The sequence below is a fragment of the Hymenobacter segetis genome, from assembly GCF_038448715.1.
GTDB lineage: Bacteria > Bacteroidota > Bacteroidia > Cytophagales > Hymenobacteraceae > Hymenobacter > Hymenobacter segetis.
This window is the reverse complement of record NZ_JBCEVZ010000001.1, coordinates 185,110-209,101: the sequence shown is the minus strand read 5'-3', so window position 1 is coordinate 209,101 and position 23,992 is coordinate 185,110. Positions and strand designations below refer to the sequence as shown.

Annotated in this window: 22 protein-coding genes and 1 riboswitch; of the genes, 12 read left to right on the top strand and 10 right to left on the bottom strand. The window is 62.7% G+C overall.

Going from position 1 to position 23,992, the window contains the following annotated elements:
* Window positions 1-233 precede the first annotated feature (233 nt).
* The 3 genes from AAFH49_RS00835 (at window position 234) to AAFH49_RS00825 (ending at window position 2,219) form a co-directional block, all read left to right on the top strand.
* A complete protein-coding gene (locus tag AAFH49_RS00835) occupies window positions 234-956 on the top strand; it encodes a ferritin-like domain-containing protein (RefSeq protein ID WP_342295252.1) in 723 nt (240 codons plus the stop codon).
* Complete coding sequence (locus AAFH49_RS00830) at window positions 953-1,801, top strand: ferritin-like domain-containing protein (protein WP_342295251.1); 849 nt, start codon at window positions 953-955, stop codon at window positions 1,799-1,801. Before AAFH49_RS00835 ends, AAFH49_RS00830 begins: the two co-directional genes overlap by 4 nt.
* Window positions 1,802-2,012: 211 nt before the next feature.
* Entirely contained in the window at window positions 2,013-2,219 is a 207-nt protein-coding gene (locus AAFH49_RS00825; RefSeq protein WP_342295250.1) for a hypothetical protein, read from the top strand.
* 23 nt (window positions 2,220-2,242) lie between these two features.
* Here AAFH49_RS00825 and queG read toward each other — a convergent pair whose 3' ends face one another.
* From queG to AAFH49_RS00805, 4 genes are all read right to left on the bottom strand, one after another.
* Window positions 2,243-3,172: a tRNA epoxyqueuosine(34) reductase QueG gene (gene queG / locus AAFH49_RS00820; RefSeq protein WP_342295249.1), complete on the bottom strand. Its 930-nt coding sequence runs from the start codon at window positions 3,170-3,172 to the stop codon at window positions 2,243-2,245.
* Window positions 3,173-3,309: 137 nt separating this feature from the next.
* Window positions 3,310-4,362, bottom strand: a complete 1,053-nt coding sequence (gene ruvB, locus AAFH49_RS00815; protein WP_342295248.1) for a Holliday junction branch migration DNA helicase RuvB — start codon at window positions 4,360-4,362, stop codon at window positions 3,310-3,312.
* 221 nt (window positions 4,363-4,583) lie between these two features.
* Complete coding sequence (locus tag AAFH49_RS00810) at window positions 4,584-4,931, bottom strand: HIRAN domain-containing protein (protein ID WP_342295247.1); 348 nt, start codon at window positions 4,929-4,931, stop codon at window positions 4,584-4,586.
* A 9-nt stretch (window positions 4,932-4,940) separates the two neighbouring features.
* Window positions 4,941-6,110, bottom strand: a complete 1,170-nt coding sequence (locus AAFH49_RS00805; protein WP_342295246.1) for an acyltransferase family protein — start codon at window positions 6,108-6,110, stop codon at window positions 4,941-4,943.
* A gap of 299 nt (window positions 6,111-6,409) precedes the next feature.
* On the opposite strand from AAFH49_RS00805, the gene AAFH49_RS00800 reads away from it, so the two are divergent.
* The 4 genes from AAFH49_RS00800 to AAFH49_RS00785 all read left to right on the top strand — a co-directional run bounded on the left by AAFH49_RS00800 (window position 6,410) and on the right by AAFH49_RS00785 (window position 11,275).
* A complete protein-coding gene (locus AAFH49_RS00800; protein WP_342295245.1) occupies window positions 6,410-7,549 on the top strand; it encodes a hypothetical protein in 1,140 nt (379 codons plus the stop codon).
* Between the two features lie 406 nt (window positions 7,550-7,955).
* Window positions 7,956-8,900, top strand: a complete 945-nt coding sequence (locus AAFH49_RS00795) for a hypothetical protein (RefSeq protein WP_342295244.1) — start codon at window positions 7,956-7,958, stop codon at window positions 8,898-8,900.
* A 167-nt stretch (window positions 8,901-9,067) separates the two neighbouring features.
* Window positions 9,068-10,849, top strand: coding sequence for an FG-GAP-like repeat-containing protein (locus AAFH49_RS00790; RefSeq protein WP_342295243.1), 1,782 nt, complete (start codon window positions 9,068-9,070; stop codon window positions 10,847-10,849).
* Window positions 10,850-10,906: 57 nt separating this feature from the next.
* Complete coding sequence (locus AAFH49_RS00785; RefSeq protein ID WP_342295242.1) at window positions 10,907-11,275, top strand: DUF4177 domain-containing protein; 369 nt, start codon at window positions 10,907-10,909, stop codon at window positions 11,273-11,275.
* A 94-nt stretch (window positions 11,276-11,369) separates the two neighbouring features.
* On the opposite strand, the gene AAFH49_RS00780 is transcribed toward AAFH49_RS00785, so the two are convergent.
* Window positions 11,370-12,605, bottom strand: a complete 1,236-nt coding sequence (locus tag AAFH49_RS00780) for an acyl-CoA dehydrogenase family protein (protein WP_342295241.1) — start codon at window positions 12,603-12,605, stop codon at window positions 11,370-11,372.
* Window positions 12,606-12,799: 194 nt separating this feature from the next.
* On the opposite strand from AAFH49_RS00780, the gene AAFH49_RS00775 reads away from it, so the two are divergent.
* On the top strand, window positions 12,800-14,557 hold the full coding sequence (locus AAFH49_RS00775; protein ID WP_342295240.1) for an APC family permease: 1,758 nt from the start codon (window positions 12,800-12,802) through the stop codon (window positions 14,555-14,557).
* A gap of 180 nt (window positions 14,558-14,737) precedes the next feature.
* On the opposite strand, the gene AAFH49_RS00770 is transcribed toward AAFH49_RS00775, so the two are convergent.
* Window positions 14,738-16,993, bottom strand: coding sequence for a TonB-dependent receptor (locus tag AAFH49_RS00770; RefSeq protein ID WP_342295239.1), 2,256 nt, complete (start codon window positions 16,991-16,993; stop codon window positions 14,738-14,740).
* A 62-nt stretch (window positions 16,994-17,055) separates the two neighbouring features.
* A riboswitch (TPP riboswitch) is annotated at window positions 17,056-17,159 on the bottom strand.
* 162 nt (window positions 17,160-17,321) lie between these two features.
* Between AAFH49_RS00770 and AAFH49_RS00765 the strand changes: the two genes are divergently transcribed.
* Window positions 17,322-17,546, top strand: a complete 225-nt coding sequence (locus tag AAFH49_RS00765) for a hypothetical protein (protein WP_342295238.1) — start codon at window positions 17,322-17,324, stop codon at window positions 17,544-17,546.
* Between the two features lie 89 nt (window positions 17,547-17,635).
* Here AAFH49_RS00765 and AAFH49_RS00760 read toward each other — a convergent pair whose 3' ends face one another.
* From AAFH49_RS00760 to pnuC, 3 genes are all read right to left on the bottom strand, one after another.
* Entirely contained in the window at window positions 17,636-18,052 is a 417-nt protein-coding gene (locus tag AAFH49_RS00760) for a GNAT family N-acetyltransferase (protein ID WP_342295237.1), read from the bottom strand.
* Window positions 18,053-18,073: 21 nt separating this feature from the next.
* On the bottom strand, window positions 18,074-19,519 hold the full coding sequence (locus AAFH49_RS00755; protein ID WP_342295236.1) for an aldose epimerase family protein: 1,446 nt from the start codon (window positions 19,517-19,519) through the stop codon (window positions 18,074-18,076).
* Between the two features lie 132 nt (window positions 19,520-19,651).
* The gene (pnuC, locus tag AAFH49_RS00750) at window positions 19,652-20,299 is read right to left on the bottom strand and encodes a nicotinamide riboside transporter PnuC (RefSeq protein WP_342295235.1); all 648 of its coding nucleotides are present in this window, start codon (window positions 20,297-20,299) and stop codon (window positions 19,652-19,654) included.
* Between the two features lie 72 nt (window positions 20,300-20,371).
* On the opposite strand from pnuC, the gene AAFH49_RS00745 reads away from it, so the two are divergent.
* Both AAFH49_RS00745 and AAFH49_RS00740 read left to right on the top strand, forming a co-directional pair.
* Window positions 20,372-20,704 (top strand): rhodanese-like domain-containing protein, encoded by a 333-nt coding sequence (locus AAFH49_RS00745; protein WP_342295234.1) that lies wholly within the window; start codon window positions 20,372-20,374, stop codon window positions 20,702-20,704.
* Between the two features lie 63 nt (window positions 20,705-20,767).
* Window positions 20,768-21,556 carry a YqjF family protein gene (locus AAFH49_RS00740; protein ID WP_342295233.1) on the top strand — a complete coding sequence of 263 codons (789 nt, stop codon included), beginning with the start codon at window positions 20,768-20,770 and terminating at the stop codon, window positions 21,554-21,556.
* A gap of 9 nt (window positions 21,557-21,565) precedes the next feature.
* On the opposite strand, the gene AAFH49_RS00735 is transcribed toward AAFH49_RS00740, so the two are convergent.
* On the bottom strand, window positions 21,566-22,087 hold the full coding sequence (locus tag AAFH49_RS00735; RefSeq protein WP_342295232.1) for a hypothetical protein: 522 nt from the start codon (window positions 22,085-22,087) through the stop codon (window positions 21,566-21,568).
* 187 nt (window positions 22,088-22,274) lie between these two features.
* Between AAFH49_RS00735 and AAFH49_RS00730 the strand changes: the two genes are divergently transcribed.
* Window positions 22,275-23,960 (top strand): Ig-like domain-containing domain, encoded by a 1,686-nt coding sequence (locus AAFH49_RS00730; protein WP_342295231.1) that lies wholly within the window; start codon window positions 22,275-22,277, stop codon window positions 23,958-23,960.
* Window positions 23,961-23,992 lie beyond the last annotated feature (32 nt).

Sequence of the window (23,992 nt, the reverse complement as noted above, 5' to 3'; positions counted from 1 at the left end):
ATTCCGACGCAGGAGGAATCTGAGAAAAGCAGTCCAACGGTTTTATCCAGATTCCTCCTGCGTCGGAATGACAAGGTATGAGCGGCACTCTTTCGGCCGCGAGCCGGTTCTGCCCCCGCGCAGGACCGGCTTTGTTTTTTAGGGCTTTGCAACCAATGGATGGGTAGCGAGTACCTTTGTAATGGCTGGGGCCCGGCTTCTCGGGTTAGCGGGCTGGCTTGAATACTTTACGAATGTCTGACCACACCTTTTTACCCGCCTGGCGGGAGCAGTCGCTGGGGCGACGCGTGTTTTTACGGGTTTCGGCCGCTTCGGCCGCCTCAGTGGCCCTGATTGCGGCCGGCTGCTCGGGTACTACCACCACGCCCACTGCCGCCGACCCCTACCAGCTGGCCCTGCCGGCCGGCGACTCGGGCCTGCTGTACTACGCCTACCTGATGGCCCTGGCCCAGGTAACGCTCTACCAGAAAGTAGTAGATGCCCCGCCCACGGACCTGACCACCACCGAGCGGGCCGTTTTCGCCGACCTGCGCGACCATGAGGTGGTGCACCAGAAAACCATCGCCTACCTCATCGACCCGACGGGCGCTACCCAGCTGGCTCCCACCGATTTCGCGTTCAGCCTCAGCAAGTTCACGCTAACCACCCGCGCCGGCGTGCTGGCCGCGTCTCAGCAGATTGCCGACCTCGTGGCCGCCGCTTATCCGGTGCTGCTGCCTTTGTTCACGAGCAGCAGCGCGCCGCAGCGCACCATCCTGCTCAAGATGTCGTCGGTGCAGGCCCGCCAGGCCGCGGCCGTGCGCGACATGCTCACGCCCGGCTCGTTTGCCAACAGCGACGTGGTGGGCAGCAACGGCCAGCTGCTCACCAAAACCCCTACCGAAGTGATAACGGCCCTGGCCCCCTACTTCGCCCCTTACGTTATTTCCGTGGCCAGCCTGGCTGTTCCTGTATGAAGCTGATTTCCATTCTTGACCAGCTGGCGGCCACGCCCGCTATTGCCGCGCCGGCCCCCCGCCGCGCCCTGCTGGCCCAGCTGGGCCGGGCTGCCGTGGCGGCCCTGCCGCTGGGTGTCGCCCTGCCCGCCGCCGCCGCCCCGGCCGATACCTCATTTGATGCCGTGACGCAGCTGCTCCAGCTCGAGCGCACGCAGGTAGCACTCTACACCCAGGCCCTGGCCGCGGCCGGCCTCATCCCGGTAGCCCAAACCGCCGACTTCCAGCGCCTGCTGGCCCACCAGACCCAGCACGCCGCCCTGCTCCTCAAAGCCCTTCAGGATGCTGGAGCCCTTGTGCCCGCCCTGCCTCAGTTCGATTTCAGCGGCAAGCACAACGTGGCCGCCAACCCGGAGCTGTTTCCCAACGTGCTCACGAACTACGATGCCTTCCTAGCCGTGGCCCAGCAGCTGGAAGACCTGAGCGTGCGCCTCTACCAGACCCAGACCGTTAACATCAACGACCCGCAGCTGTTCCGGGCCGCCCTGCGCATTCACGCCGTTGAGGCCCAGCATTCGGCCCACATCCGCGGGCTACGTAAGGGCCGGGGGGCAGTGGTGCAAAACTGGCCCAGCGAGGAAGATGCCGCTATTGTGCGCCCTACTGCCGCGCAGGCCCTGACCGCAGCCGCCACTGGCGGCGAGGAAAACGGCGTGCAGTACGTGACGCCGGGCGTGCCGGTACCGTTCGCCTCCTTCCTGCTCATCAGTAGCAACACGGCCATTCACGACCCGGCCCTGGCCGAATCCTTCGATGAGCCGGTAAGCAGCGCAGTAGCCCAGACCGCCCTGAATTTGTTCGTGTAATCGCAGTTATAAAATTTTGGCTTTTCATCCAAAAAGAGTGGCCCTGGCTGCTCTTTTTGCGTATTCGGCCAGCTAATGCTCCCCTTCGGAAGCCTTATGGATTGTGAAAATCTTAAGTATATATAGTATCTTTAATATCCAACAGCTAAGCCAAACTATTAAACTTGCTGTTTTTCGCGCTTACTATTTCACCATCCTTTTTCCCTGCTCTATGCTAGATTACATGAAAATGATTCTGACCAAGGTCAGCTTCAACAAAGCCCTGTTCGAGAAAGAATTGCGTAAAGCACTGAAGATGATTAAGCCCGTCGAGCTGCCCGATTTCCGCACTTGGTGCTACCGGCAGTTTGCCCGCCTCTACCGCCGGGTACTGAAACGGGTATTTGCCAGCACCACGCCGGAAATCGGCCTGGCATAAGGCAGCCCTCGCGTGGGCCGGCGCTACTCGGCCACAAACCTGATGTTGCGTTTCAGCCCTTCGTACCCCGTGCGCTTCACGGCCGACTGACGGAACAGCTCCGTAAATAATTCGTGGGTGATTTCGCGCCAGTCGCCGGGCGTCAGGTCCTTGAGGCCGGGCGCGGGGTTGAACTGCGGCTCGTTATGCGGCTTCGAGAAGCGGTTCCAGGGGCACACGTCCTGGCATATGTCGCAGCCGAAGACCCAGTTGCCGAACTGGCCGGATACTTCGGTCGGAATCTGGTCCTTGAGTTCGATGGTGAAGTAACTGATGCACTTGCTGCCGTCCACTACGTAGGGCTCGGTGATGGCCTGGGTGGGACAGGCGTCCACGCACTTGGTGCAGGTGCCGCAGTAGTCGCGGATGGGGCCGTCGGCGGGCAGCTCCACGTCCACAATCAGCTCGGCGATGAAGTAAAACGAGCCGTTGCCGGGCGTGATGAGGTTGGAATTCTTACCCACCCAGCCGAGGCCGGATTTCTTAGCCCAGGCCTTGTCCAGCACCGGTGCGGAATCGACGAAGCAGCGCCCGCTGATGGCTCCTATTTCGGCTTCCATATCAGCCAGCAGCGTTTTCAGCTTGTCTTTGATGACGAAGTGGTAGTCGCGGCCGTAGGCGTATTTGCTGATTTTGAGGGTGTCGTCGGGCTGCTGGGTTTCGGGGGCGGGGTAATAGTTGAGGAGCAGCGAAATCACCGATTTCGCGCCGTCCACCAGCAGGCGCGGGTCGAGGCGCTTGTCGAAGTGGTTTTCCATGTAGCCCATCTTGCCGTTCATGCGGCGCGTGAGCCAGGTTTCGAGGCGCGGGGCTTCTTCTTCCAGGAATTCCGCCTTGGAAATGCCACAGGCCATGAAGCCGAGCTCGGCGGCGCGGCGCTTGATGAAGGGGGCCCATTGGGACTGGGGAAGCATGGGCAACGGAGTAACTGAGCTGCAAAGAAACAGGAAACGCGCCGCTGGGGGCGGCGCGTTCCGTGGGGTTGTAGCGCGGACTTTGTAGTCCGTGTATGTGCGAAGCACACGCGGACTACAAAGTCCGCGCTACATTTCTACGACGTTATCTCATCGAACAAGCTGCCCGAGTTGCCACGCATATTCTGCGGCAATAACCGGCCCAGGTGCTGGTACGCGGCTTCCGTGGCCTCGCGGCCACGCGAGGTGCGCTTGATGTAGCCTTCCTGAATCAGGAACGGCTCGTACACTTCTTCGATGGTTTCGCCTTCCTCGCCGCAGGCGGTGGCGATGGTGCTGATGCCCACCGGGCCGCCCTTGAACTTGTCGATGATGGTGGTAAGGATGCGCTTGTCCATGTCATCAAGGCCGCGGGCGTCTACGTCGAGGGCATTGAGGGCGAACTGGGCGATTTCGACCGTGATGGTGCCGTCGCCTTTGATTTGGGCAAAGTCGCGGGTGCGGCGCAGCAGGTTGTTGGCAATGCGGGGCGTACCGCGCGAGCGGCGGGCAATTTCGTAGGCCGCATCCTCGTGGATGGGCGTGCCCAGGATTTCGGCCGAGCGCAGCACAATCGTGGTCAGCAGCTTGGAATCATAGTATTCCAACCGGGCCGAGATGCCGAAACGGGCGCGCAGCGGCGCCGTGAGCATCCCCGAGCGCGTGGTAGCGCCCACGAGCGTGAAGGGCGACAGCGAAATCTGCACCGAGCGGGCATTCGGGCCCGAATCGAGCATGATGTCGATGCGGTAGTCCTCCATCGCCGAGTAGAGGTATTCCTCCACCACGGGGTTGAGGCGGTGGATTTCGTCGATGAACAGCACATCGTGCGGCTCCAAGTTGGTGAGCAGGCCGGCGAGGTCGCTGGGCTTATCCAGTACCGGACCGCTGGTCATCTTGATGCCCGAGCCCAACTCGTTGGCAATAATGTGCGAGAGCGTGGTTTTGCCCAGGCCGGGAGGACCGTGCAGCAGGACGTGGTCGAGGGCATCGCCCCGCATCTTGGCGGCTGCCACGAAGACTTTCAGGTTTTCCAGAATCTTGTCCTGGCCCGTGAAATCGTCGAAACTGAGCGGACGGAGGGCTTTGTCGATGTCCTTGTCGGTGGCATCGAATCCGTCGGTGCCGCCGGAGAGATAGGCTTCGCGCATAATGATATTGCTAAAATGATTGGTCGGCGCTTGCTAAGCGGATGAGTAACGGTTGGGGGCGCAAAAAAGCTCCGTGGGGAGTAGAAAAAACAGCTTTACACAAAGAACGTCATGCTGAGCGAAGTCGAAGCATCTCTACCGCAGCAGTAATTATTTACTATTGCGGTAGAGATGCTTCGACTTCGCTCAGCATGACGGCCTTTTCTGTTCTCAAAAAGCTCCTACTCGTGCAGCAGCACTTCGATATCCAAGTGCAGCCAGTCGGTTTCCCAGGATTTGTGGTTGAGGCGGGCGGAGAGGTGCTTGCCGGCATCGAGGAGCCGGGCCACGGTTTCGTTGCGGCCCTCGGGCAGGTAGCCAAGCCAGACGTTGGCGGGGTCGGTGGCGGGAGCGGTGTGCACTTGCACGGCCCAGTCGTCGTAGTGGTTGTCGGCTTCGCGGCTCAGGTGCAGGGCCTGGCCGACCTTCAGCTTGGGCTCGTACTTCTCCAGGTTGGGGCGGTGCGAGGTGCCGGCCACGAGGCATTCGAGCAGCACGAGGGGTTCGGACGAGGGGACGATTTTCATCATGGGGCCAAATTACGGCACCGGGATGGCTTCTGCTACCGGCACGGCAGCCACAACCGGCACGGCGGCTACGGCTGGCACGCTCAGCGGCGCGCCCGGCGCGAAACGGCTCTGCTTGTACCGGGCCTTGATGTAGCGGTTGCCGGGCAGCTCCACAAACCGGTGCAGCAGGTAGCTCAGGCCCAGCGACAGCACGAACATCGTAATGCCCAGCACCCAGTTGCTGGCCCCGAGGGCGTGCCGGTCATTGAGCGTGAGCAGGTACCGGATTATCAGCTGGTGAATGAGGTAGAAGCTGAAGCTGATTTCGCCCAGCCAGACCCAGATGCGGGTCGAAAACACCGCCGATAAGTAACCGTTCTGGTGCGCAAACGAGAAAATTATCAGCACCATGGGCAGCCAGTAGTAGGCCGAATACCGGTACCCCATCGCCACCTCGCCCCGGAAGTAGACCGCCACGCCGAACACGCCAAACGCCAGCAGCTCCATGAGCGTGGCCCCGAGCTTCGACTTATACAAGCCCCGGAGGTAGCCGCGCTTGTAGACCTGGTGCAGCGTAATGCCCACCACAAAATCAACAATCCGGAAGAAGGGATTGATGTACATGAAGCGGTGGTAACCGTCGTCGTGGGAAAGGTTCATCACCACCGGCACGGCTAGAAACAGGAGCCAGCCGTAGCGCAGCAGCGCCTTGTTGCGCACAAACAGGGTTATGATGAACGGGAACGCGAAGTAGAAGAACATCTCATCGGAGATGCTCCAGGAAGGGGAATTGTAGGAGAAAAAGTAGTCGTTGACGGGAATGAAGGCGTGGATGAGCGTGGCGTTGCTCAGAAACATGACGGTGGAAGCGGCCGGGTCCACGAAGAATTCGCTCCAGCCCGGGGCCCAGTCGATGACCAGGCCCACGGCCAGCAGCAGCGTCACGAGGTGCAGGGGATACACGCGGGCAATGCGGGCCACCCAGAACTCGCGGAAGGTTACCCGTCGGTCCAGCAATTTGTCGTCGTAGTTCAGCGACAGGATGAACCCGCTCAGAATAAAGAAGAAGCTGACGCCGATAAAGCCTTCGCCCGTGACATCCTTGAAAGTGGGGTATTCGTTGCCATCCACGAACTGCAGGTGGCTGCAAAACACCATGAGGGCAAACAAAAACCGGAGCGAGGTGAGCGGTTTAATCATGAAGGCGCGGGGGGCGGGACTGCGCCCGCCTGGGTTAAATGGTTGGGTAGAATGGGCGGCCGGCCACGGGGTAGGGTGGCGGTGGCCGGGCCTGATGGCGCGGGATGACCGGGCCATCAGGCCCGGCGGGGGAAAGCTTGTGATGAGGGTTTTGCGCGCCTAACGCGGCGTCCCAAAGGGTAAAACTACGGCACGGCTAGCGGTTTTGCCGCGCCGGCATGGCCGGGCCGGATGCGTTTTCAGGTTTTCTTTCCCAATTTACCGCGGCCATCGTGCGTGGCAGCCTAGCCCTCCTTCCCATGGCCGATTTTGAGGACGACGACCCGGACACCAATTCCGAAGAAGAAAACGACGATGCCGCGCAGGCCGCGCAGTTCGAAGCCGAATTGCAGCGCCAGATTGCCCTGCTCCCGCCCGAGCTATACCAAACCATGCAGCCGCTGCTGCTGCTGGGCAGCGTGGCCAACTACATGCTGCTGGGCCACGACGAAGACCCCGTGCCCCTGGCCCTGAAAGAGCTGCTGGGCTACGACCTCGACACGCTGAAAGTGATAACCGGCGTGACCGACAACCCCAGCCTGGCCCGCGTGATGGCCGCCCACACCCTCCAGCTGTTCGACTTTGTGGTGGTGGGCCGGCTGGTGTACGAAAGCGCTATCAACGAGCCCCTGCAGGCCTACCTGGGCCGCAACAAGGCCGCCGAAGCAGATTTTACCGGGCCGCGCGAGTACATGCTCACCTTTGGCGAGTCATTGCTCGAAAACATTGCCCAATACCTGGCCGCCGGCGATGCCGACCTGGCCGAGGAGCTGCGCCTGCGCCGGCTGCAAACCGAAAGCATCTTTGCCCGCCTCGATGACACGCTGCGGCCGTTTTACCCGCCTGGCCACTCGCCCGAGGAAATCCAAGCCGAGTCGATGGATGCTGCCGACGAGGCCGAGGACGCGGAGGAGCCCGCCGTGCACGTCACCTTCAACGAAGGCCAGCGCGTGACGCTGGGCACCGCCCTGCGCCTGCCCTACATCCTGGCCGAGCTGGCCGAAACGCCTTTTGGCCGCGCCCTGGGCGGCGTGCGCCGCCTGCGCCGCAAGGCCCTGGAGCGCCTGGCCGCCCGCCTGGCCGCCTCCAGCGCCGAGGAGCCCTTCAGCCTGAGCCGCTCCGAGCTGCTGCGCCTCTACCAGGCGGCGCAGGTGTGCGCTCTGAGCACCGTGACCGACGTGCTGGCCACCGGCAGCCTCGAAGACGTGATGCGCGACGCGGCGGCCGACGACGAGGAAACCCCGGAGGAAATGGCCGCGATGGCCCACCACGCCCGCGAAGTGATGCTGGCCATGATGGGCGGCTTCGTGGAAGTGGTGGAAGTGAACCACCCCGACGACGAGGAAGTGGCCGAAGCCAAAGCCGAAATCTCACGCCTGGCCGCGCTGCTGGCCGAGTAAGCGGCGGCCGAAAAAGGCCGTTTCCAGCGACATGTAGTGACTTGGGGTACCCAAATGGCCGCTCGGGCACCCCAAATGGCTGCTCGGGCACCCCAAATGGCTGCTCGGGATACCCAAATGGCTGCTCGGGATACCCAAATGGCTGCTCGGGATACCCAAATGGCTGCTCGGGCACCCCAAGTGGCCGCTCGGGGGGGCCAAATGATTCCTCGGGGGACCCAAGTAGCTGCTCGATGGGGCCAAATGGTCATTCGATGGCCCCAAGCAGCTGCTTGGTGGCACCAAGTACCGATTCGGCAGGGCTAGGCGGGTGCCCGATGCAATCCGGTATTGTTTTCTTCTCTTATATTTCAAGCGGCAATACCCGCTGGTTTTCAGCGGCCTTTCCTTCCACCCCACTTTTTTCATGAATCAAGAACAAAAAAATCATCGCAAGATGTATGGCAACGTGCTGGCCTGGTACGGGCACGCGGGCACGCCGCTGCTAAAAATAAAGCTGATAAATACGCTGGTAGGCGAGGTGACCACGGCCGTGGCCGGCCTCGATGCCCAAGCCGCCCTGCAGCTGGCCCCCACCACGGGCGTGACGCGCACCCGCACCGAAGTGAAGAAGGAAGCCGCCGAAAAGGCCGAAGTGCTGCGCGGCCTCGTGCTGGTGCTCACCTCCGACGATGTGCTGGCCGCCGCCCTGGCCAAAACCGTGGGCAGCTACCTCTACAGCCCCGATACGGCCTTCCTGGCCTACGCCCAAAAAATTGCCGAGGCCGTGGGCACCATCCAGGCCGAAGACCTGGCCGATGCCGGCTACCAGCCCGAGGTACTGGACATCCTCGCCAAGGACCTGAAAGCCCTGGCCGATACCGACGGCCAGGCCGTGCTGCTGCAAGCCGGCACCAAGGCCGTCACCGACGGCCTGCCCCCGCTTTTTGCCGGCATCGACGCCACCCTGCTGCGCCTGGACAAGCTGGTGAACGCCCAGCGCTTTGCCTATGCCGGCCTCGTGACGCAGTACGAGGCCCTGCGCCGCCTGCCCAAAACCCCGGCCACCCACCAGTTCCGGGCCAAGGGCCTCACGCCCTACAACGAGCCCCAACTGGTGTTCAATATCCTGGACGAGAGCGTGCCCACCCCCAACCTCTACAACACCGGCGGGCGCGGCCACGACGTGGTGTTTTACCTCGGCGCCACGCCCACCAGCCGCCCCCGCCCCGGCCAGGGCGTGCTGGTGAAAAACGGCAAGAAAGTGGCCCTGAGCGACTATTCAACCCTCGGCACGGCCGCCACCGAGCCCTACCTGCTGGTGCTGCAAACCAGCGAGCTGGCCGCCGGCGGCTGGCGCGTGCGCGGGTAGCGCCGCCCTTTTCTGCTTTCACGCAGTGTTTCGCAGGGTTAAAACCGCAGTGTTCCGCAGTGTTGTCCCAGAACAGCACTGCGGGACACTGGGGTTTTAACCCTGCGAAACACTGCGTGAAATCGTTAAATCCTTAACTCTTTTCCCCCCTTCTTTTCCAACCTCCCATGCCCCATTCCTACTCCCGCGCCCTCTGGGCGCTGCCCGCCGCCCTGCTCCTGGCCCCCCTCGGGGCCGCCCTGGCCCAGGCCCCCGTCATCAGCTCCGTTATTCCGATGGCCAATGCCCGGGCGGCGGCCCGCAACAGCCCGGTCACGGTCACGTTCAATCAGCCGCTCACGGCCGCCTCGGCGGGGGCGCTCAAGGTCTTCTCGGCCCAGCGCGGCGGGCTGCGCTCGCGCGGCACCACGCCGGCCGTGGCGAGCGGGAGTGCGCTCAGCTTTGCACCTTCGGCTTATCCGTTTATGCCCGGCGAGACGGTGCAGTACACCGCGACCACGGCGGCGGCCGGCACCGGCGGGGTGCTGGCGCAAGGCCGGGTGGGGCAGTTCACCACGGCCACGGGCGGCGCGGGCCGCGGGGACTTTGTGCTCCCGGCCACCCCTCCTAACACCAACGTCGGCAGTCCCAAAAGCATTGCCATTGGGGATGTGGATGGCGATGGGGACCTCGATTTGATTACCACGAATTACTACAATGCGATAGCCGTGCTTCGGAACGATGGCAGCGGCGCCTTTACCCGAAGTTCGTTGGTGGCGGTGGGCAATGTGGTGGGCAATGTCAGCAGCCTCGTGCTGGGCGATATGGATGGCGACGGCGACCTCGATTTTGCGGCCGTCAACCGCGAGGGCGGCACCGTCAGCGTGCGGCTGAACGATGGCTCCGGCACGTTCACCGCGCCCGGCACCGGCCCGGAAATAGCGGTGGGCACGATGGCGGCCACCGCCGCCTTATGCGATGTGGACGGCGATGGCGACCTCGACCTGCTGTGTACCACCACCGGCAACAACTTGGTGAGCATCCGCCTCAACAACGGGGCCGCGGTCTTTGCCGCCTCCGCCACCACGCCGGACATTGCCGTGGGCGACATGCCCTACGGGCTAACCGTCGGCGATATCGATGGCGATGGCGACCTGGACGTTATCACGGCCAACGGCAACAACGCCACCGTCAGTGTCCGTTTCAATAACGGGAACGGCACGTTCACGGCGGCCGGCTCCAATCCGAATCCAAGCGTAGCCTCCCTCCCCATCCACGTAGCCCTGGGCGATATCGACGGCGACGGGGACTTGGATTTGCTGGCTATGTCGGACTACACCATCAGCATCCGGATGAACGACGGCCTGGGCAATTTCACCAGCCCGCCCACCAATCCGAACCAACTAGCAGTGGGAGTCGGCAGCGTTACGACTGCCATCGCGCTGAGCGATGTGGACAGCGACGGCGACCTCGACTTGCTGGCCACCCGGCAAAATGCTGGCTTCCCGTATCAGTACGGCCTGCTGTGTGTCCGCCTCAACAACGGCCAGGGCCTCTTCACGCCCCCCGCCACCAACGCCAACTCCGACATGGGCGCGCTGCCCAGCGGCCTCGCCGTCGGCGATGTGGACGGCGACGGCGACGTGGACGCGATGGCGACCAATGGCTCGTCCAACACCGTGACCGTGCGCCTGAACGGCGGCACCGCCCTGGCCGCCGCCGCCGGCCGCCCCGCCGCCCCGGCCCTGGCCCTGTCCCCCAACCCCGCCCCTGCCGGGCACGGCCCGACCACCCTCACCGGGGCGGTGCCCAATGCCCCCCTCACCGTGCTCGATGCCCTGGGCCGGGTGCTGCTCACCGCCACCGCCGATGCCGCCGGCACGGCCCGGCTGGCCCTGCCCGCCGGACTGCCGGCCGGCGTGTACCTGGTGCGCAGCGGCGGGCAGGTGCGCCGCCTGGTGGTGGAGTAGCGAGCGGAATCCTGACGCTGCGTAAGTTGCGGGGGCATTCATTTCAGCTCCCTTTTTATGAAGAAATTCCTTCTCCTGACTTCGTTGTCACTGGCCGTGGCCGGCTCCTGGGCGTTTTACCCCAATGCGGCCCCCGCCACCACCGGCTACCTGATGGTGGTGGGCAGCGGCCGCCCGGGCAATGAATCCTACGTACCCGAAATCATTACCATTCAGCCCGATGGCAAGCAGCAGGTGCAGCGCCTGACCAATGTAAGAGTCGGCACCGACCGCACCAGTACCGACGTGGCCGTGGCCCTGCACCACGCCGAACTGCTCCAGGTAAATGCCCTGGCCGCCAAAGGCTGGCGGCTAGTGAGCGTGGCCCAAAGCACCGTAGGCGTCGGGGCCACCACCGAAACCGTGTACATGATGGAGCGGCGGTAAGGGCTTCTTTTGCTAACAAAAACGGCCGTTCCATTGCTGGAGCGGCCGTTTTTCGTTGTTGCGGGGCACAAGCTAAAGCATGTGCTACAGGGGCTTACTTGAAGGCCTGGATGCCGGTGATATCCGCGCCCGTGATGAGCAGGTGAATGTCGTGCGTGCCTTCGTAGGTAATCACCGATTCGAGGTTCATCATGTGGCGCATGATAGGGTACTCGCCGGTAATGCCCATGCCGCCGTGGATTTGACGGGCTTCGCGGGCTACGTGCAGGGCCATGTCGACGCTGTTGCGCTTGGCCATGGAGATTTGGGCGCTGGTGGCTTTGCCTTCGTTTTTGAGCACGCCTAAGCGCCAGGCCATGAGCTGGGCTTTGGTGATTTCGGTAATCATCTCGGCCAGCTTCTTCTGCTGGAGCTGGAAGCCGCCGATGGGCTGGCCGAACTGCTCGCGCTGCAGGGAGTATTTCAGGGCCGACTCGTAGCAATCAATGGCCGCGCCGATGGCCCCCCAGGCAATGCCGAAGCGGGCCGAATCGAGGCAGGAGAGCGGGCCTTTGAGGCCGTCGACGTTGGGCAGGATGTTCTCTTTGGGGATTTTCACGTCCTCAAACACCAGCTCGCCGGTGCAGGAGGCGCGCAGGCTCCACTTGTTGTGAATTTCGGGGGTGCTGAAGCCTTCCATGCCGCGCTCCACGATGACGCCTTTGATGCGGCCCTGCTCGTTTTTGGCCCAGACAACGGCCACCTGGCACTCGGGCGAGTTCGAAATCCAGAGCTTGGCCCCGTTCAGCAGGTAATGGTCGCCCATGTCCTTGATGTTGGTGGTCATGCCGCCGGGGTTAGAGCCGTGGTCGGGCTCGGTGAGGCCGAAGCAGCCCAGCCACTCGCCGGAGGCCAGCTTGGGCAGGTATTTTTTGCGCTGCTCCTCGGAGCCGTAGGCGTAAATCGGGAACATCACCAGCGAGCCCTGCACCGAGGCCGTGGAGCGCATGCCGGAATCGCCGCGCTCAATTTCCTGCATGATGAGGCCGTAGCTGATGTAGTCGAGGCCGCCGCCGCCGTACTCCTGCGGGATGGTGGGACCGAACGCGCCTACGTCGCCAAACTTCTTCACGATTTCGCTCGGGAAGTGCGCGTCCTGCGCCCATTTCTCGATGCTGGGGCTGATTTCCTTTTTTACGAAGTCGCGGATGGACTGGCGGATGAGCAGGTGCTCCTCGGTCAGCAGGCCGTCGAGGTCAAAATAATCGGTGAAGCCGTTGGCGTTGGTGCTGCCTTTCTGGGCAGTGTGGGCTTTCGACTGGGGGGAGAGAACGTCGGCTTCGGATGACATGGGGCGGGGATTGGGGTGAGGGGTGGGAATGTGCGGGTAAAGATAACAGGCGGGCCGGAGCCGCCGGGAGTTGGCGCGACGGGCGAGGCCGGAACGGGCGCCTTACATTTCGCCACCTTTGCCGGGCTGCCGCACGGCTTCCCGTTCGCCAACTTCGTTTAAAGCCAACTGCCCGTCTTTCTGCCCGCCGCGCTATGCCCAACCCGATACCCACCCACCACCCGCCCAAGCTCAGCGAGCTGGAAGCTACCGCCATTTGCGGCAACGACATTTCCTCGTCGTGCCTGTACGTGTCGGCGCTGGCCATTTCCTACGCCGGGCAATACGCCTGGCTGGCCCTGCTGATAGTGGGCGCGGTGCTGTTCCTATTCCGCAAAATCTACGGCGAAGTAGTGGGTGCCCTGCCCCTGAACGGCGGGGCCTACAACGTGCTGCTGAACACCACAAGCAAGCGCAACGCCGCGCTGGCCGCCTCGCTCACCATCCTGTCGTACATGGCCACGGCCGTGCTCTCGGCCAACGAGGCCATGCACTACCTGCACACGCTGTGGCACGGGCTGCCCATCATCGGGGCCACCATGGGGCTGCTGGGGCTGTTTCTGGCCCTCACCATTCTGGGCATGTCCGAATCGGCGATTGTGGCGGTCATCATTTTCATCACGCACCTGGCCTCGCTCACGCTGCTGGTGGGCGTGGCGGGGTGGTACCTAGCTACCCACGGCCTGCACAATTTGTCTCTCAACTTTGCGCTGCCCGTGAAGGGCGGCAGCATCCTGAATGCGCTGTTTTTTGGGTTTAGCGCGGCCATGCTGGGCATTTCGGGGTTCGAAAGCTCGGCCAACTTCGTGGAGGAGCAGGCCCAGGGTGTGTTTCAGAAAACATTGCGCAACATGTGGGTGGTGGTCACGGTGTTCAACCCGCTCATTGCGTTTCTGGCCGTGGCCGTGCTGCCGCTGGTGGCGGTGGGCCAGCACACCGAAACGCTGCTCTCGTACCTGGGCACCGTCACGGGGGGCAGCTGGCTGGGCACGGCCATTTCGGTCGATGCCGTGGCCGTGCTGAGCGGGGCCGTGCTCACATCCTTCGTGGGCGTGAGCGGCCTGATGAAGCGCATGACCCTGGACCGGATTCTGCCGCAGTTTTTCCTCAAGGAAAACAGCCGGGGCAGCAATTACCTCATCCTAAGCGCTTTTTTTCTGCTGTGCATTTCGGTGCTGCTCATCACCAACGGGCAACTGGGGCCGCTGGCGGGCGTGTACACCATTTCGTTTCTGTCGGTGATGGCCTTCTTCGCCCTCGGCAATTTCCTGCTGAAGGGCAAACGGCCTAATCTGCCGCGGCCGGTGTACGCGGGCATTCTCACCGTCACGCTGGCGCTGGTGGGTGTACTGCTGGCCCTGTTCGGCAACGTCAAGATTCACCCCGAATACCTGATTGTGTTCCTCGAATACTTCCTGCCGGCCATGGCGGTGGTGTCCATCATGCTCAATCGCATGGCCATTCTGCGGCTGCTGCTACTGGCGGCCGAGTGGCTGGTGCAGCACCTGCCACGGGTGGCGCGCCTGGCCCGCCTTAAAATCCAGCGCCACCTGCGCGAGCTGGCCCGACAGGAATTCGTGTTTTTCACCAAAGGCGACAACGTGGCCAACCTCAACAAGGTGATGACCTACGTGGTGGAGAATGAGTTTACCAACCGCCTGAAAATCGTGACCTTGCTCAAACCCGGCGAGAAATTCCCCGAGGAGCTGCTGAACGATATCAAAGTGCTGGACCGCGCCTACGAGCAGATTGAAGTAGACTTCGTGACCATGGAAGGCCACTTCGGCCCGGACCTGATTGAGGAGCTCTCAAAGCGGTGGAATATCCCCAAAAACTTCATGTTCATCGGCTCGCCGGGGGACCGGTTTCCGTACCAGATTTCGGAATTGGGCGGGGTGCGGCTCATCATCTGACCACGGATTCGCTCGGATTTTTCGGATTAATCGGATTTTGTGGACAGCGCTGTGTAGCGGCAAACCCGGACAGCATCAACAAAAAAGGCCGCTCAATGAGCGGCCTTTTTGTTTGGGAATGTGGCTTCTGAGTCGTCCACAAAATCCGATTAATCCGAAAAATCCGAGCGAATCCGTGGTCTAGAAACGTAGATTCAGCGAGGCCAGGAAATTGGTTTTGGCCTGCGGGTAAACGTAGTTGAAATACTGCGTCTGACCGCCGTACACGTAGCCGTAGGTGTAGCCGTTGTTCACGTACTCGGTGGCGAAAACGTTGTTGACCAGCACCGCCATTTCTACTTCGCGCAGGCCAGCGAAGGCCGTTGGGTGCCAGAGGTAGCGCAGGCGCACATCCTGCACGTAGTAGGGTGCGATGCTGCGGCTCTCGGTGCTGGTGTTGTCGAGGTACTGGCGGCCGGCGTAGCGGGCCAGCGCCGCCAGCTTCAGGCCGGCCACGGGCTCTACCTCGGCGGTGTAGGCAGCGGTGAGGTCGGGCGAAAAGGCGATGTTGGTCTGCTTGAAATACGTGGCCTTTTCGCCGCCCTTGTCATAGTCGGCCAGGTAATCGGTGTAGTTGTCGATTTTATTGCGGCTGGCCGTGGCCGTGGCCGTGAGCGTGAGTTTGGACACCGGCTGCCAGGCAATCTGGCCCTCCACCCCGGCGCGGTACGAGTCGGCCACGTTGGTGTGGATAGGGTTGCCCACGTCGTCGAGGTGGCCCGAAAGCACGAGCTGGTTGCGGTAGCGCATGTAGTAGCCGTTCAGGCTGGCCTGCACCTTGCCGGCGGTGCGACGCAGGCCAGCTTCGTAGTTGAAGAGGGTTTCGGCGGTGGGGCGGCGCTCGGCGGGCGTGTCGGTGTAGTCGGTGCGGGTGGGCTCGCGCTGCGCCACGGCAAACGAGGCGTAGGCCTGCGTGCTGCCCGTGAGCTGGTAGGTGAGGCCGGCCTTCGGATTCAGGAAATTGAAGTTGATGACTTGCTGGCTCTTGGCACCGTCGGGGCGGCCATCGGGCGCAAACAGCTCGTAGCGCACGGTGCGGTACTGCAGGTCGCCGAAGATGCCTAGCGCATCGGTCAGGCTCACGTTGGCGCGGGCGTAGACGTTGAAATCCGTCTTGTGGGCGTTGGGCTCGTCGTAGTAGCGGGTGCCGGTTTCGGGGATAAATGTGCCGCGCTGGGCCCAGGTGAGCTCATCAAAATGCTGGCCCCGGTAGCCCACGAAAGCCCCGCCCAGCGTGGCCTCGGTCACGCGACCGGCGGTGGGCCGGAGCTGCAAGGCATAGGTTGCGCCGTACAAATCAGTTTTCAGCCAGCGACGGCGGATAACGTCGGTGCTCGTGAGCGTATCGAGGCTGCCACTGGCATTGGGCTGAAAAACAGGCCCGCTGATGCCGTACTTGGCGAAGCCCTGGTTGGCCTTATACTCCTCGTAGTAGCCGCCGCCGCGCGTCCAGAAGGGCGTCACGCTCAGGTTGAGCGTACTGGTGAGCTGGCGCGAGATGAGGAATTGGTAGTAGTCCTGCTGGTAGTTGTCGGTCTGGTTTTTATAGGCCGACGGGTGCTGGCCGGCGTCGGTGCCGGCTTCGTTGTAGCGGCGGTTTTTGTGCAGCAGCGAATCGGCTAGGCCGTACCAGCTTTGGTAAGTGGTTTCGTAGCCGGTGAGGACGAGGGCGCGCAGCAGGGTCTTCTCATCGGAATACGTGCCGGCCAGATACAGGCTTTTCAGCCGCGACCAGCCCCGGTCAATATATCCCTCGCTCTGCACCCGCGAGGCGCGGGCATCAACCGTAAAATGGCCGTTTATCAGCCCCGTACCAGCCATAATCGTGCTTTTCCAGGTACCAAACGAGCCCGCCGAGTTGTTCACCTCCGCGTAGGCTTTGGGCCGCAGGCCGAGGGTTTCCACGTTCAGGCTGGCCCCGAAAGCGCCTGCGCCGTTGGTGCTGGGCCCGGCCCCGCGCTGCACCTGAATGCTCTGGGTAGACGAGGCCAAATCCGGCAAATCGACGAAGAACACGCCGTGGCTTTCGGCTTCGTTCACCGGTACGCCGTTCAGCGTCACGTTGATGCGGGTGCCGTCCGTACCGCGAATGCGGATGCCGGTGTAGCCCACGCCGGTGCCCGCGTCGGAGGTCGTGACCACGCTCGGCGTCTGGTCGAGCAGGTAGGGAATGTCCTGGCCGAAATTACGCGCTTGCAGCTGCTCACGGCTCACATTCTGGTAGGTGGTGCCGGTTTTGTCGGTGGCGCGGGTGGCCGTCACGATTGCCCCGGGCGTGAGGATGCGGCGGGCAATGGTCGTATCATTGGGCACGGTGCCGGACACGGGGACTTGCGCCCACGCCGGCGCGGCGGCCAGCGCACACAGCGCCGCCCCCGCAAGGAGTACAGTTTTCAAAAAAGGGTGGTATAAAAAGTGGAACGCGCCGTCGCCCCAGGGGTCGGAGCGGCCGCGGAATCGTCCGTGGATTGTTTATTCCCTTCGCCGGCATTACCCGGTTCAGGTTCGATGGGTATCATCTCAGCCGATGTCGTGCACAACATCAGCACCCCTAAACATGCCGCAAAGATATAGCCCGCCGCGCTGGCCCATATCTTTTTTTATTATTCGGTGGTTAGGTCAGTGGCGGTTTGCTGACTGTCAGTTAATTTAGGCACGTCGGCCGGCGGAACGCAGGGCCGGGAGCCTATGTTATAGGTTCCGCACCGTTTTAGCCGCTTTCGCCATGTTAAGCCTAGTCTACGCCGTTGCTCTTTGCGCCTTTTTCCTGTTCGTCCTGGTGCTGCCGCGCCGCCGCCGCGTAGTGCCCCCGCCCCCGCCCAGCGATGGCGACGACGATGGTGGCGAACCCCACGACCCCGGCCTGCCCGACCTCGACCTGCCCCCCGGCATCTCGCGCCCCATCAACGACTGGGAGCCCGACTACAACCGCCGCCGGGTGGAGATTTAGGCAGTTGATTTAAGAACAGAGGAGTTGAAAGGCCAAAGCCCCGTCAAACGCGGATTTAGCCTTTTAGCTCCTCTTTGTTTATCCTTTGCTCATAGCGCCACGGCCATACGCACATAAGCAATAGGCCCTTTGTAGAACGTTTCGCCCTCGGGCCGCAGGCCGAACCGGGCGTAAAAACCGGCGCTGTCCTGCCGGGCATCGCACCAGATGCAGGTAGCGCCCAGCCGCCGGGCCTCGCTGAAAACGTGCCGAAGCAAGGCGCTGCCTATGCCTTGCCCTTGGCAGTTGGGCCGGGTGGCAAACTTGCGGAAACGGGCCGTCCGGTTTTCTACGAATAAGGAGATTACCGCCACCAGCTCATCGTGACGGAAAGCGCCGAAGTGGTTTCCCACGTCGTCATCCTCGATTTTGACATAATCCAGCGGCTTATCGGGCCACAGCACCTGATGGCGCAGGGCGTAAGTATCCTCGGGCCGGATGGAGCGAATGTCAAAAGGGGCAGGCATTGGCTACTAATTGAAACCGAATCAGCCGACGGTAATGGTGTAGGCGGCGGTGAAAACCTGGCCGGGCTCCAGGGTCAGGATGCCTTCTTTCTCGCTGAGGTCGCCGGGCTTGCCGGCCGCGCTGGCGATGCCGTGCCAGGGCTCGACGCACACGAAACTGGCCCCCGGACCTTTGGTCCAGAGGCCGAGGTAGGGAAAGCCGTCGAACTGGAAGCGCACGAAGTGAGCCGACTTGCGCGAGCGCAGTGTGAGGCCGCTGAAATCGTAGTGCTTGAACACCAGGGCGTCATCGGCAAACAGGTCGTAGCTCAAGGGCAATTCCTGTTGTTCGGTGAGGACGGGGGCCGTCTGGCCCGTGAGCAGGCCGCCCTGCAGCAGGTGGCGCTCCAGGGTCACGGGGTGGTCGAACTCGAAGTAGTAGTCCTCGAATTTTTCATCGGGCATTAGGGGGCAGCGCACGGCCGGGTGCGCCCCGATGCTGAAGAGCAGCGGCGCATCGGCGGCGGGGTTGCGCACGTCCCAGCGCACGGTGAGCTCGGTGTCGCGCAGAGTGTAGGTGATGGTGAGTTCGAAGGCGAAAGGGAAGACGGCGCGGGTAGTTTCGTCGTGCTGCAGCCGGAACACCAGCTCGGTGGCAGTTTGGCGCACCACGGCAAACTCCTGGTCGCGGGCGAAGCCGTGCTGCGGCAGCTTGTAGGCGCGGCCCTCGTAGGAGTACGCATCCTCGGGCAGGCGGCCCACCAGCGGGAACAGCACGGGCGCGTGCCGGGCCCATACTGCCGGGTCGGCGGGCCAGATGTATTCGAGGTCGTCGGCGGTAGTGCGCAGACTGGTAAGCTCGGCCCCGTGGGCGGCAAAGGTGGCCTGGCAGGCCAGCGTGTTGAGGGTGTAGTGGGTGGGGTGGTAGGCCATGCGGGGTTCTTCTAAAACGGAAGTAGTGGGCTGGACAGCCGTGCGCAGCAGCTCATCGACCAGAAAGCGGGCCTGGGCAAAACGGCGGTCATCGGAGCCGGAAATTTCGGCAAAGTTGGCCATCCGCTCGCTTAGCTCGCGGCGGTAGAGGTCGTAGAAATGCTGGCGCAGGTGCGGGTGTTCGCGCAGCGGGTCGGGCTCCCAGGGCAGGTCGATGCCCATGAGCAGGGCCAAGTCGTACTGCTGCTGGTCGATGGTGCGCAGAATCCATTCGGGGCAGGAGCCGAAGGAATGCTCGGCCCAGATTTTTATCACCAGCAGGTCGCTGTCGCAGAAAAACAGGCCGTTACTGGCGCGGGCGGCGGCGGCGATTTCGGCCGCGAGCTGGCCGCGGGCTATTTCCTCCAGGTCTTCGGGGGTGTAGTGCGGGCCGGACTGGGCGAGGTATTCGCGGGCAAACTCGGGGGCGAACGAGGTGCCGTAGTGCGCCGCCAGCTGGGCGGCCAGCGTCGATTTGCCCGTGGACTCGGGGCCGGTGAGGGAAACGCGGAGCAACTTAAAAGGGGTGGGGACGGACGCAGTGAAGAAACGAAACGAGGGGTAAGCAAGAGCCGGAAGTCATCATCTGGGGGATAATGCGGGTGCCTCCCGGCGCAACAAGTCAACTTGATGGCATTATAAAACCGCTCAAACGCTGGCCGGTTCCGGTAGTGCGGAAACGGGCCGGGCCATCTCGCGCCGCCACTGCCAGTAGCCGTAGGCAGCCAGGCCCAAGTAGAGTGCGTAGAGCAAGCTGGTGGGGTAAAGGTCTTTGTACCAGAGCACAGGCACGTAAATCAGGTCGACCAGTATCCAGATAAGCCAGTTTTCGAGGCGCTTGCGAGTGAGCAGGTATTGGGCCACGATGCTGCCGGCGGTGGTGAAGCTGTCGAGGTGCGGCAGCGAGGCATCGGTATTATAATGCAGATAGTAGCCGAAGCCCAGCGTGAAGGCCAGGGCGAAGGCCGCGCCGGCCAGCCATTCGCGGCGGGTGGCGTGCGTCACGCCCAATTCGGTATCGTTGCGCCCGCCATACAGCCACTCGTACCAGCCGTAAATGCTCAGGGCAATGAACAGGACCTGGAGGTAGCAGTCGGAATAAAGCCGCGCCCGGTAGTAGACGAAAACGTAGAGCAGGCAGCTGATGATGGCCACCGGGAAGTTCCAGATGGACTCGCGCGCGGCCAGCCACACGCAGGCAAATCCCGTGACCACGGCCACCAGCTCCAGCACGGTGGTAGCGTGCCAATACTGCACAAACGAGGTCGGAATATCGAGCAACAAAGAAGCAAACACGCGGGCACGGCCTGGTATGAAGCCGCAAGGTAGAACGCGGCGAGCCTATTTTTGTGGCCTCAACCCCGCTCCATGTCCAGCTTCTCCCTAGAAATCAGCCCCGAAGACCTGCACCGCCGCCTGCAAGCCGGCGACGATATTCAGCTCATCGACGTGCGCGAGGAAATGGAATTCGAGTATTGTCACCTGCCCGGCAGCCTCCTGCTGCCCCTGGACGAGCTGCCGCGCCGCGCCGCCGAAATCCGCACCGAGGGGCCGGTGGTGGTCATTTGTCACCACGGGGTGCGCTCGGCCCACGCCCTGAGCTACCTGCGCCAGCGCCTGGGTCGCACCAACGTCATCAACCTGCGCGGCGGCGTGGACGCCTGGGCCGAACGAGTCGACCCGGCTTTTCCCACGTATTAGGGCCAGCCGCGGCCGCCACTTGCCGGGGTTCGTTGTTATCCCTGCCAACCGCTGCCGCTATTCATGCCCGATTTCCCGCTGCCCACCAGCCCCGTTCCTACTCCCCTCGCTCCTACCCTCTCGGACCGGCTGGCCCTGCGCGAGCGGCCCATGGGCCAGCCCCTGTTGCGCCAGCAGTGGAGCGAGCTGCTGTTTCTGCACTGGGCAGTGCCGGCCGAATTGCTACAGCCGCATCTGCCGCCCCGCCTCAAAATCGACACTCACGATGGCATGGCGTGGCTGGCCGTCGTGCCGTTTCAGATGAGCAAGGTGCGCACCCGCCTCACGCCGGAAATGCCGGGCACCAATGCCTTCTTGGAGCTGAACGTGCGCACCTACGTGCATCTGGACGGCGTGCCGGGCGTGTGGTTTTTCTCCCTCGATGCCACCAACGCGCTGGCCGTGTGGGTGGCGCGCACGTTTTTCCGGCTGCCTTATTTGCGTGCCGACATGCGCCTGGAGCGGCCCAGCGCCGATTTGCGGCAGTTCACGGCCACCCGCACCCACGGCGGGGCCCCGCCTGCCAGCTTCCGCGCCACCTGGAAAATTGGCGCGCCGCTGCCACCTTCAGAGCCGGGCTCGCTGGCATTTTTCCTCACTGAGCGGTACGCGCTCTACACCAGCAACAAGGCCCAAACCAAGCTTTACCGAGGCCGGGTGGCCCACGCGCCGTGGCCGCTCAGCACCGCCCAGGTGCTGCATCTGGAATCGAACCTAATTGAGGGCCACGGCCTGCCCACGCCGTCCGGCAAGCCCGTGGTGCACGCCGGCAGCCCCGTAAGCGTGGAGCTGTGGCCCATGCAGCAGGTGTAGCGAGCGGCGCTATTCGCGCAGCCAGCGGGTCATTTGGGGGAAGCCTTCGGTTGTCGTCATCTCCATCCAGACCAGCAAGGGCAGGCCGAGGTAGATGCCTTGGCTGAAATTATTTAGCATCCATTTGCTGGAGTTGCGGTAGCCGGCAGGGTGAAACACGACTTCGGGCGGCACTCCAATGGCCTGCGCCGCAGCGTACGACCACAGCATGGCCACGATTTCCTCGCCATCGGTGCCGTGCTGGTCGGGCTTGCCAGCCATCACGTTGCCGGCCAGCTGGATGCGCTCGGCGGCGGGCGTCACGGCCAGATGGCCCGCCTCGTGGAGGATGTCGCCAGGGTAGAGCAGCTTGGCCGGGTCAATCAGCAGGCCGCCATTTTCGATGAGGATGCCGGGCAGAAAGGTGTCAGTAGTGAGCTCGACTTCCTGGGTTGGGATGCCGATTTCGGCCAGAAACTGCCGCATGGCGGGCAGGTGGGCGAGGGCTGCCAGGGGCGAGTGGTGGCGCGAAGAAGGCAGTTTGAAAGGCATAAGGCAATGATGAGGGGTTCATTTTTTTAAACTTAGCACAGAACGGGGCAATAGCTTTTTCAAAAAAACATGTCCCTGACTGTCAGCGATATATATTATCACCAAAAAGCCATATCGCTTGGGGAAACCACCTATCTTTGGCCGGGCCAGCCAGCCTGCTTTTCCTTTCCACTAATCATTCTCGGCTATGCATTTTTTCTACTCTTCCGTTCGTTTTCGTTTGGCCCTGCGCTCGGGCTTGCTACTGGCCCCGGCAGGGGCCGCACTGGCTCAGGCACCTGTCATTACCACCGCCACTCCGATGGCTAACGCCCTGGCGGCTACACGCACCGGGCCGGTCACGGTTAGCTTCAGCCAGCCGCTCACGGCCGCTTCGGCGGGGGCACTGCAGGTGTTCAGCAACCAGCGGGGCGGGCGGCGCACTGCGGCCGCGCCGGCTACAGTAAGTGGCAGCACGCTCAATTTTGCGCCCACGGCCTATCCGTTTATGCCCGGCGAAACAGTTCAATACACGGTTACGACCGCAGCAGCCGGCCTGGGCGGGGCCCTCGGGCGAGCGCGGGTTGGCCAGTTTACAGTGGCGGGCGGCACCGGTACCGGCATTTTTAGTCTCGGCTCTGCCCCAACGGTAGGCGGCTTCGCCAATGGTGGAGCCATGGGCGACGTAGACGGCGACGGCGACCTCGACCTACTGGTGGCTACTCAGAGTACCACCGTGAGTGTGCGCCTGAACGACGGCCGTGGCCATTTTGCGGGCAACACAGAAGTAGCCGTGCTAACGGGCACGTCCTTGCTGCTTGGCGACGTGGATGGCGATGGCGACCTCGACATGGTCAATTCCAGCCCGTACCGTATCAGTGTGCACCTGAATGATGGGGCCGGAGTCTTCAGCGACAGCCGGCAAATCCCGCTCGTATCATCAAGCAGTGCTGCCAACGATGCGGCCCTGGGCGATGTGGACGGCGATGGCGACCTCGACCTGCTTTTTACTCGCCCGGGTGGCCCCACCAACATTGCGGTGCGCCTGAACGACGGCACGGGCACTTTCAGCGGCACGCGGGAAGTGGAGGCGGGCAGTGCCCACAGCATCCTGCTCGGCGATGTAGACGGCGATGGTGACCTCGATGTATTGGCTACCGGCGCAGCGAACACCGTTATTATACGTCTGAACGACGGCAGCGGCAACTTCACCGGCACGCAGCAAGTGGCAACGGGAACGGCTTACCACATCACCGCAGGCGATGTAGACGGCGATGGCGACCTCGATTTATTGGCCCCCAATCTGTCGCTGAATACCGTTAGCGTGCGCTTAAACGATGGCAATGGTAACTTCAGCGGCACGCAGGAAGTAAGCGTTGGCCCGCACCCTGTCAGCGTGGCAGCAATTGATGTAGATGGCGATGGCGACCTCGACCTGGCCACCACCAACGGCCTTGGCAGCAGCACACTGAGCGTGCGGATTAATAACGGCAGCGGCCTGTTTAGCGGCAGTCAGGACATTGCGGTGGGCAACTTTGCCGACCAGGTATTCGCCGGTGATGCGGATGGGGATGGCGACCTCGATTTGGTGACCAATAACAGCCCGGGGCGCTCGGTAAGCATCATGCTCAACGGCAGCACAGCCCTGGCAACGGCCCGGGGGTATTCCAGCACCGGTGTATCGCTCTGGCCCAACCCCTCCCACGGCAGCTCTATGCTCAGTGGGCTGGCGCCACACGCTCCTGTCCAAGTCCTTGACCCATTGGGCCGTGTTCTGCTTGCCATTACTTCGGAAGCAGATGGCACGGCCCGCCTTGTGCTGCCCGAAAAGCTATCGGCTGGCCTGTACCTGGTGTGCGGTGGCGGGCAAGTGCGGCGCTTGGTAGTGGAGTAAACCACTGCCCCCGGTTCAGGCCGTAATTTTGG

Excerpts from the sequence above, each read along its gene's own strand:
- AAFH49_RS00795 (WP_342295244.1), top strand. The coding sequence starts at position 7,956 with ATGAATCAAGAACAAAAAAATCATCGCAAGATGTATGGCAACGTGCTG.
- AAFH49_RS00765 (WP_342295238.1), top strand. The coding sequence starts at position 17,322 with ATGTTAAGCCTAGTCTACGCCGTTGCTCTTTGCGCCTTTTTCCTGTTC.
- AAFH49_RS00775 (WP_342295240.1), top strand. The coding sequence starts at position 12,800 with ATGCCCAACCCGATACCCACCCACCACCCGCCCAAGCTCAGCGAGCTG.
- queG (WP_342295249.1), bottom strand. The coding sequence starts at position 3,172 with ATGCTTCCCCAGTCCCAATGGGCCCCCTTCATCAAGCGCCGCGCCGCC.
- AAFH49_RS00810 (WP_342295247.1), bottom strand. The coding sequence starts at position 4,931 with ATGATGAAAATCGTCCCCTCGTCCGAACCCCTCGTGCTGCTCGAATGC.
- AAFH49_RS00735 (WP_342295232.1), bottom strand. The coding sequence starts at position 22,087 with ATGCCTTTCAAACTGCCTTCTTCGCGCCACCACTCGCCCCTGGCAGCC.
- AAFH49_RS00780 (WP_342295241.1), bottom strand. The coding sequence starts at position 12,605 with ATGTCATCCGAAGCCGACGTTCTCTCCCCCCAGTCGAAAGCCCACACT.
- AAFH49_RS00730 (WP_342295231.1), top strand. The coding sequence starts at position 22,275 with ATGCATTTTTTCTACTCTTCCGTTCGTTTTCGTTTGGCCCTGCGCTCG.
- AAFH49_RS00790 (WP_342295243.1), top strand. The coding sequence starts at position 9,068 with ATGCCCCATTCCTACTCCCGCGCCCTCTGGGCGCTGCCCGCCGCCCTG.
- AAFH49_RS00805 (WP_342295246.1), bottom strand. The coding sequence starts at position 6,110 with ATGATTAAACCGCTCACCTCGCTCCGGTTTTTGTTTGCCCTCATGGTG.
- AAFH49_RS00830 (WP_342295251.1), top strand. The coding sequence starts at position 953 with ATGAAGCTGATTTCCATTCTTGACCAGCTGGCGGCCACGCCCGCTATT.
- AAFH49_RS00740 (WP_342295233.1), top strand. The coding sequence starts at position 20,768 with ATGCCCGATTTCCCGCTGCCCACCAGCCCCGTTCCTACTCCCCTCGCT.
- AAFH49_RS00800 (WP_342295245.1), top strand. The coding sequence starts at position 6,410 with ATGGCCGATTTTGAGGACGACGACCCGGACACCAATTCCGAAGAAGAA.
- AAFH49_RS00825 (WP_342295250.1), top strand. The coding sequence starts at position 2,013 with ATGCTAGATTACATGAAAATGATTCTGACCAAGGTCAGCTTCAACAAA.
- AAFH49_RS00785 (WP_342295242.1), top strand. The coding sequence starts at position 10,907 with ATGAAGAAATTCCTTCTCCTGACTTCGTTGTCACTGGCCGTGGCCGGC.
- AAFH49_RS00745 (WP_342295234.1), top strand. The coding sequence starts at position 20,372 with ATGTCCAGCTTCTCCCTAGAAATCAGCCCCGAAGACCTGCACCGCCGC.
- ruvB (WP_342295248.1), bottom strand. The coding sequence starts at position 4,362 with ATGCGCGAAGCCTATCTCTCCGGCGGCACCGACGGATTCGATGCCACC.
- AAFH49_RS00835 (WP_342295252.1), top strand. The coding sequence starts at position 234 with ATGTCTGACCACACCTTTTTACCCGCCTGGCGGGAGCAGTCGCTGGGG.
- AAFH49_RS00760 (WP_342295237.1), bottom strand. The coding sequence starts at position 18,052 with ATGCCTGCCCCTTTTGACATTCGCTCCATCCGGCCCGAGGATACTTAC.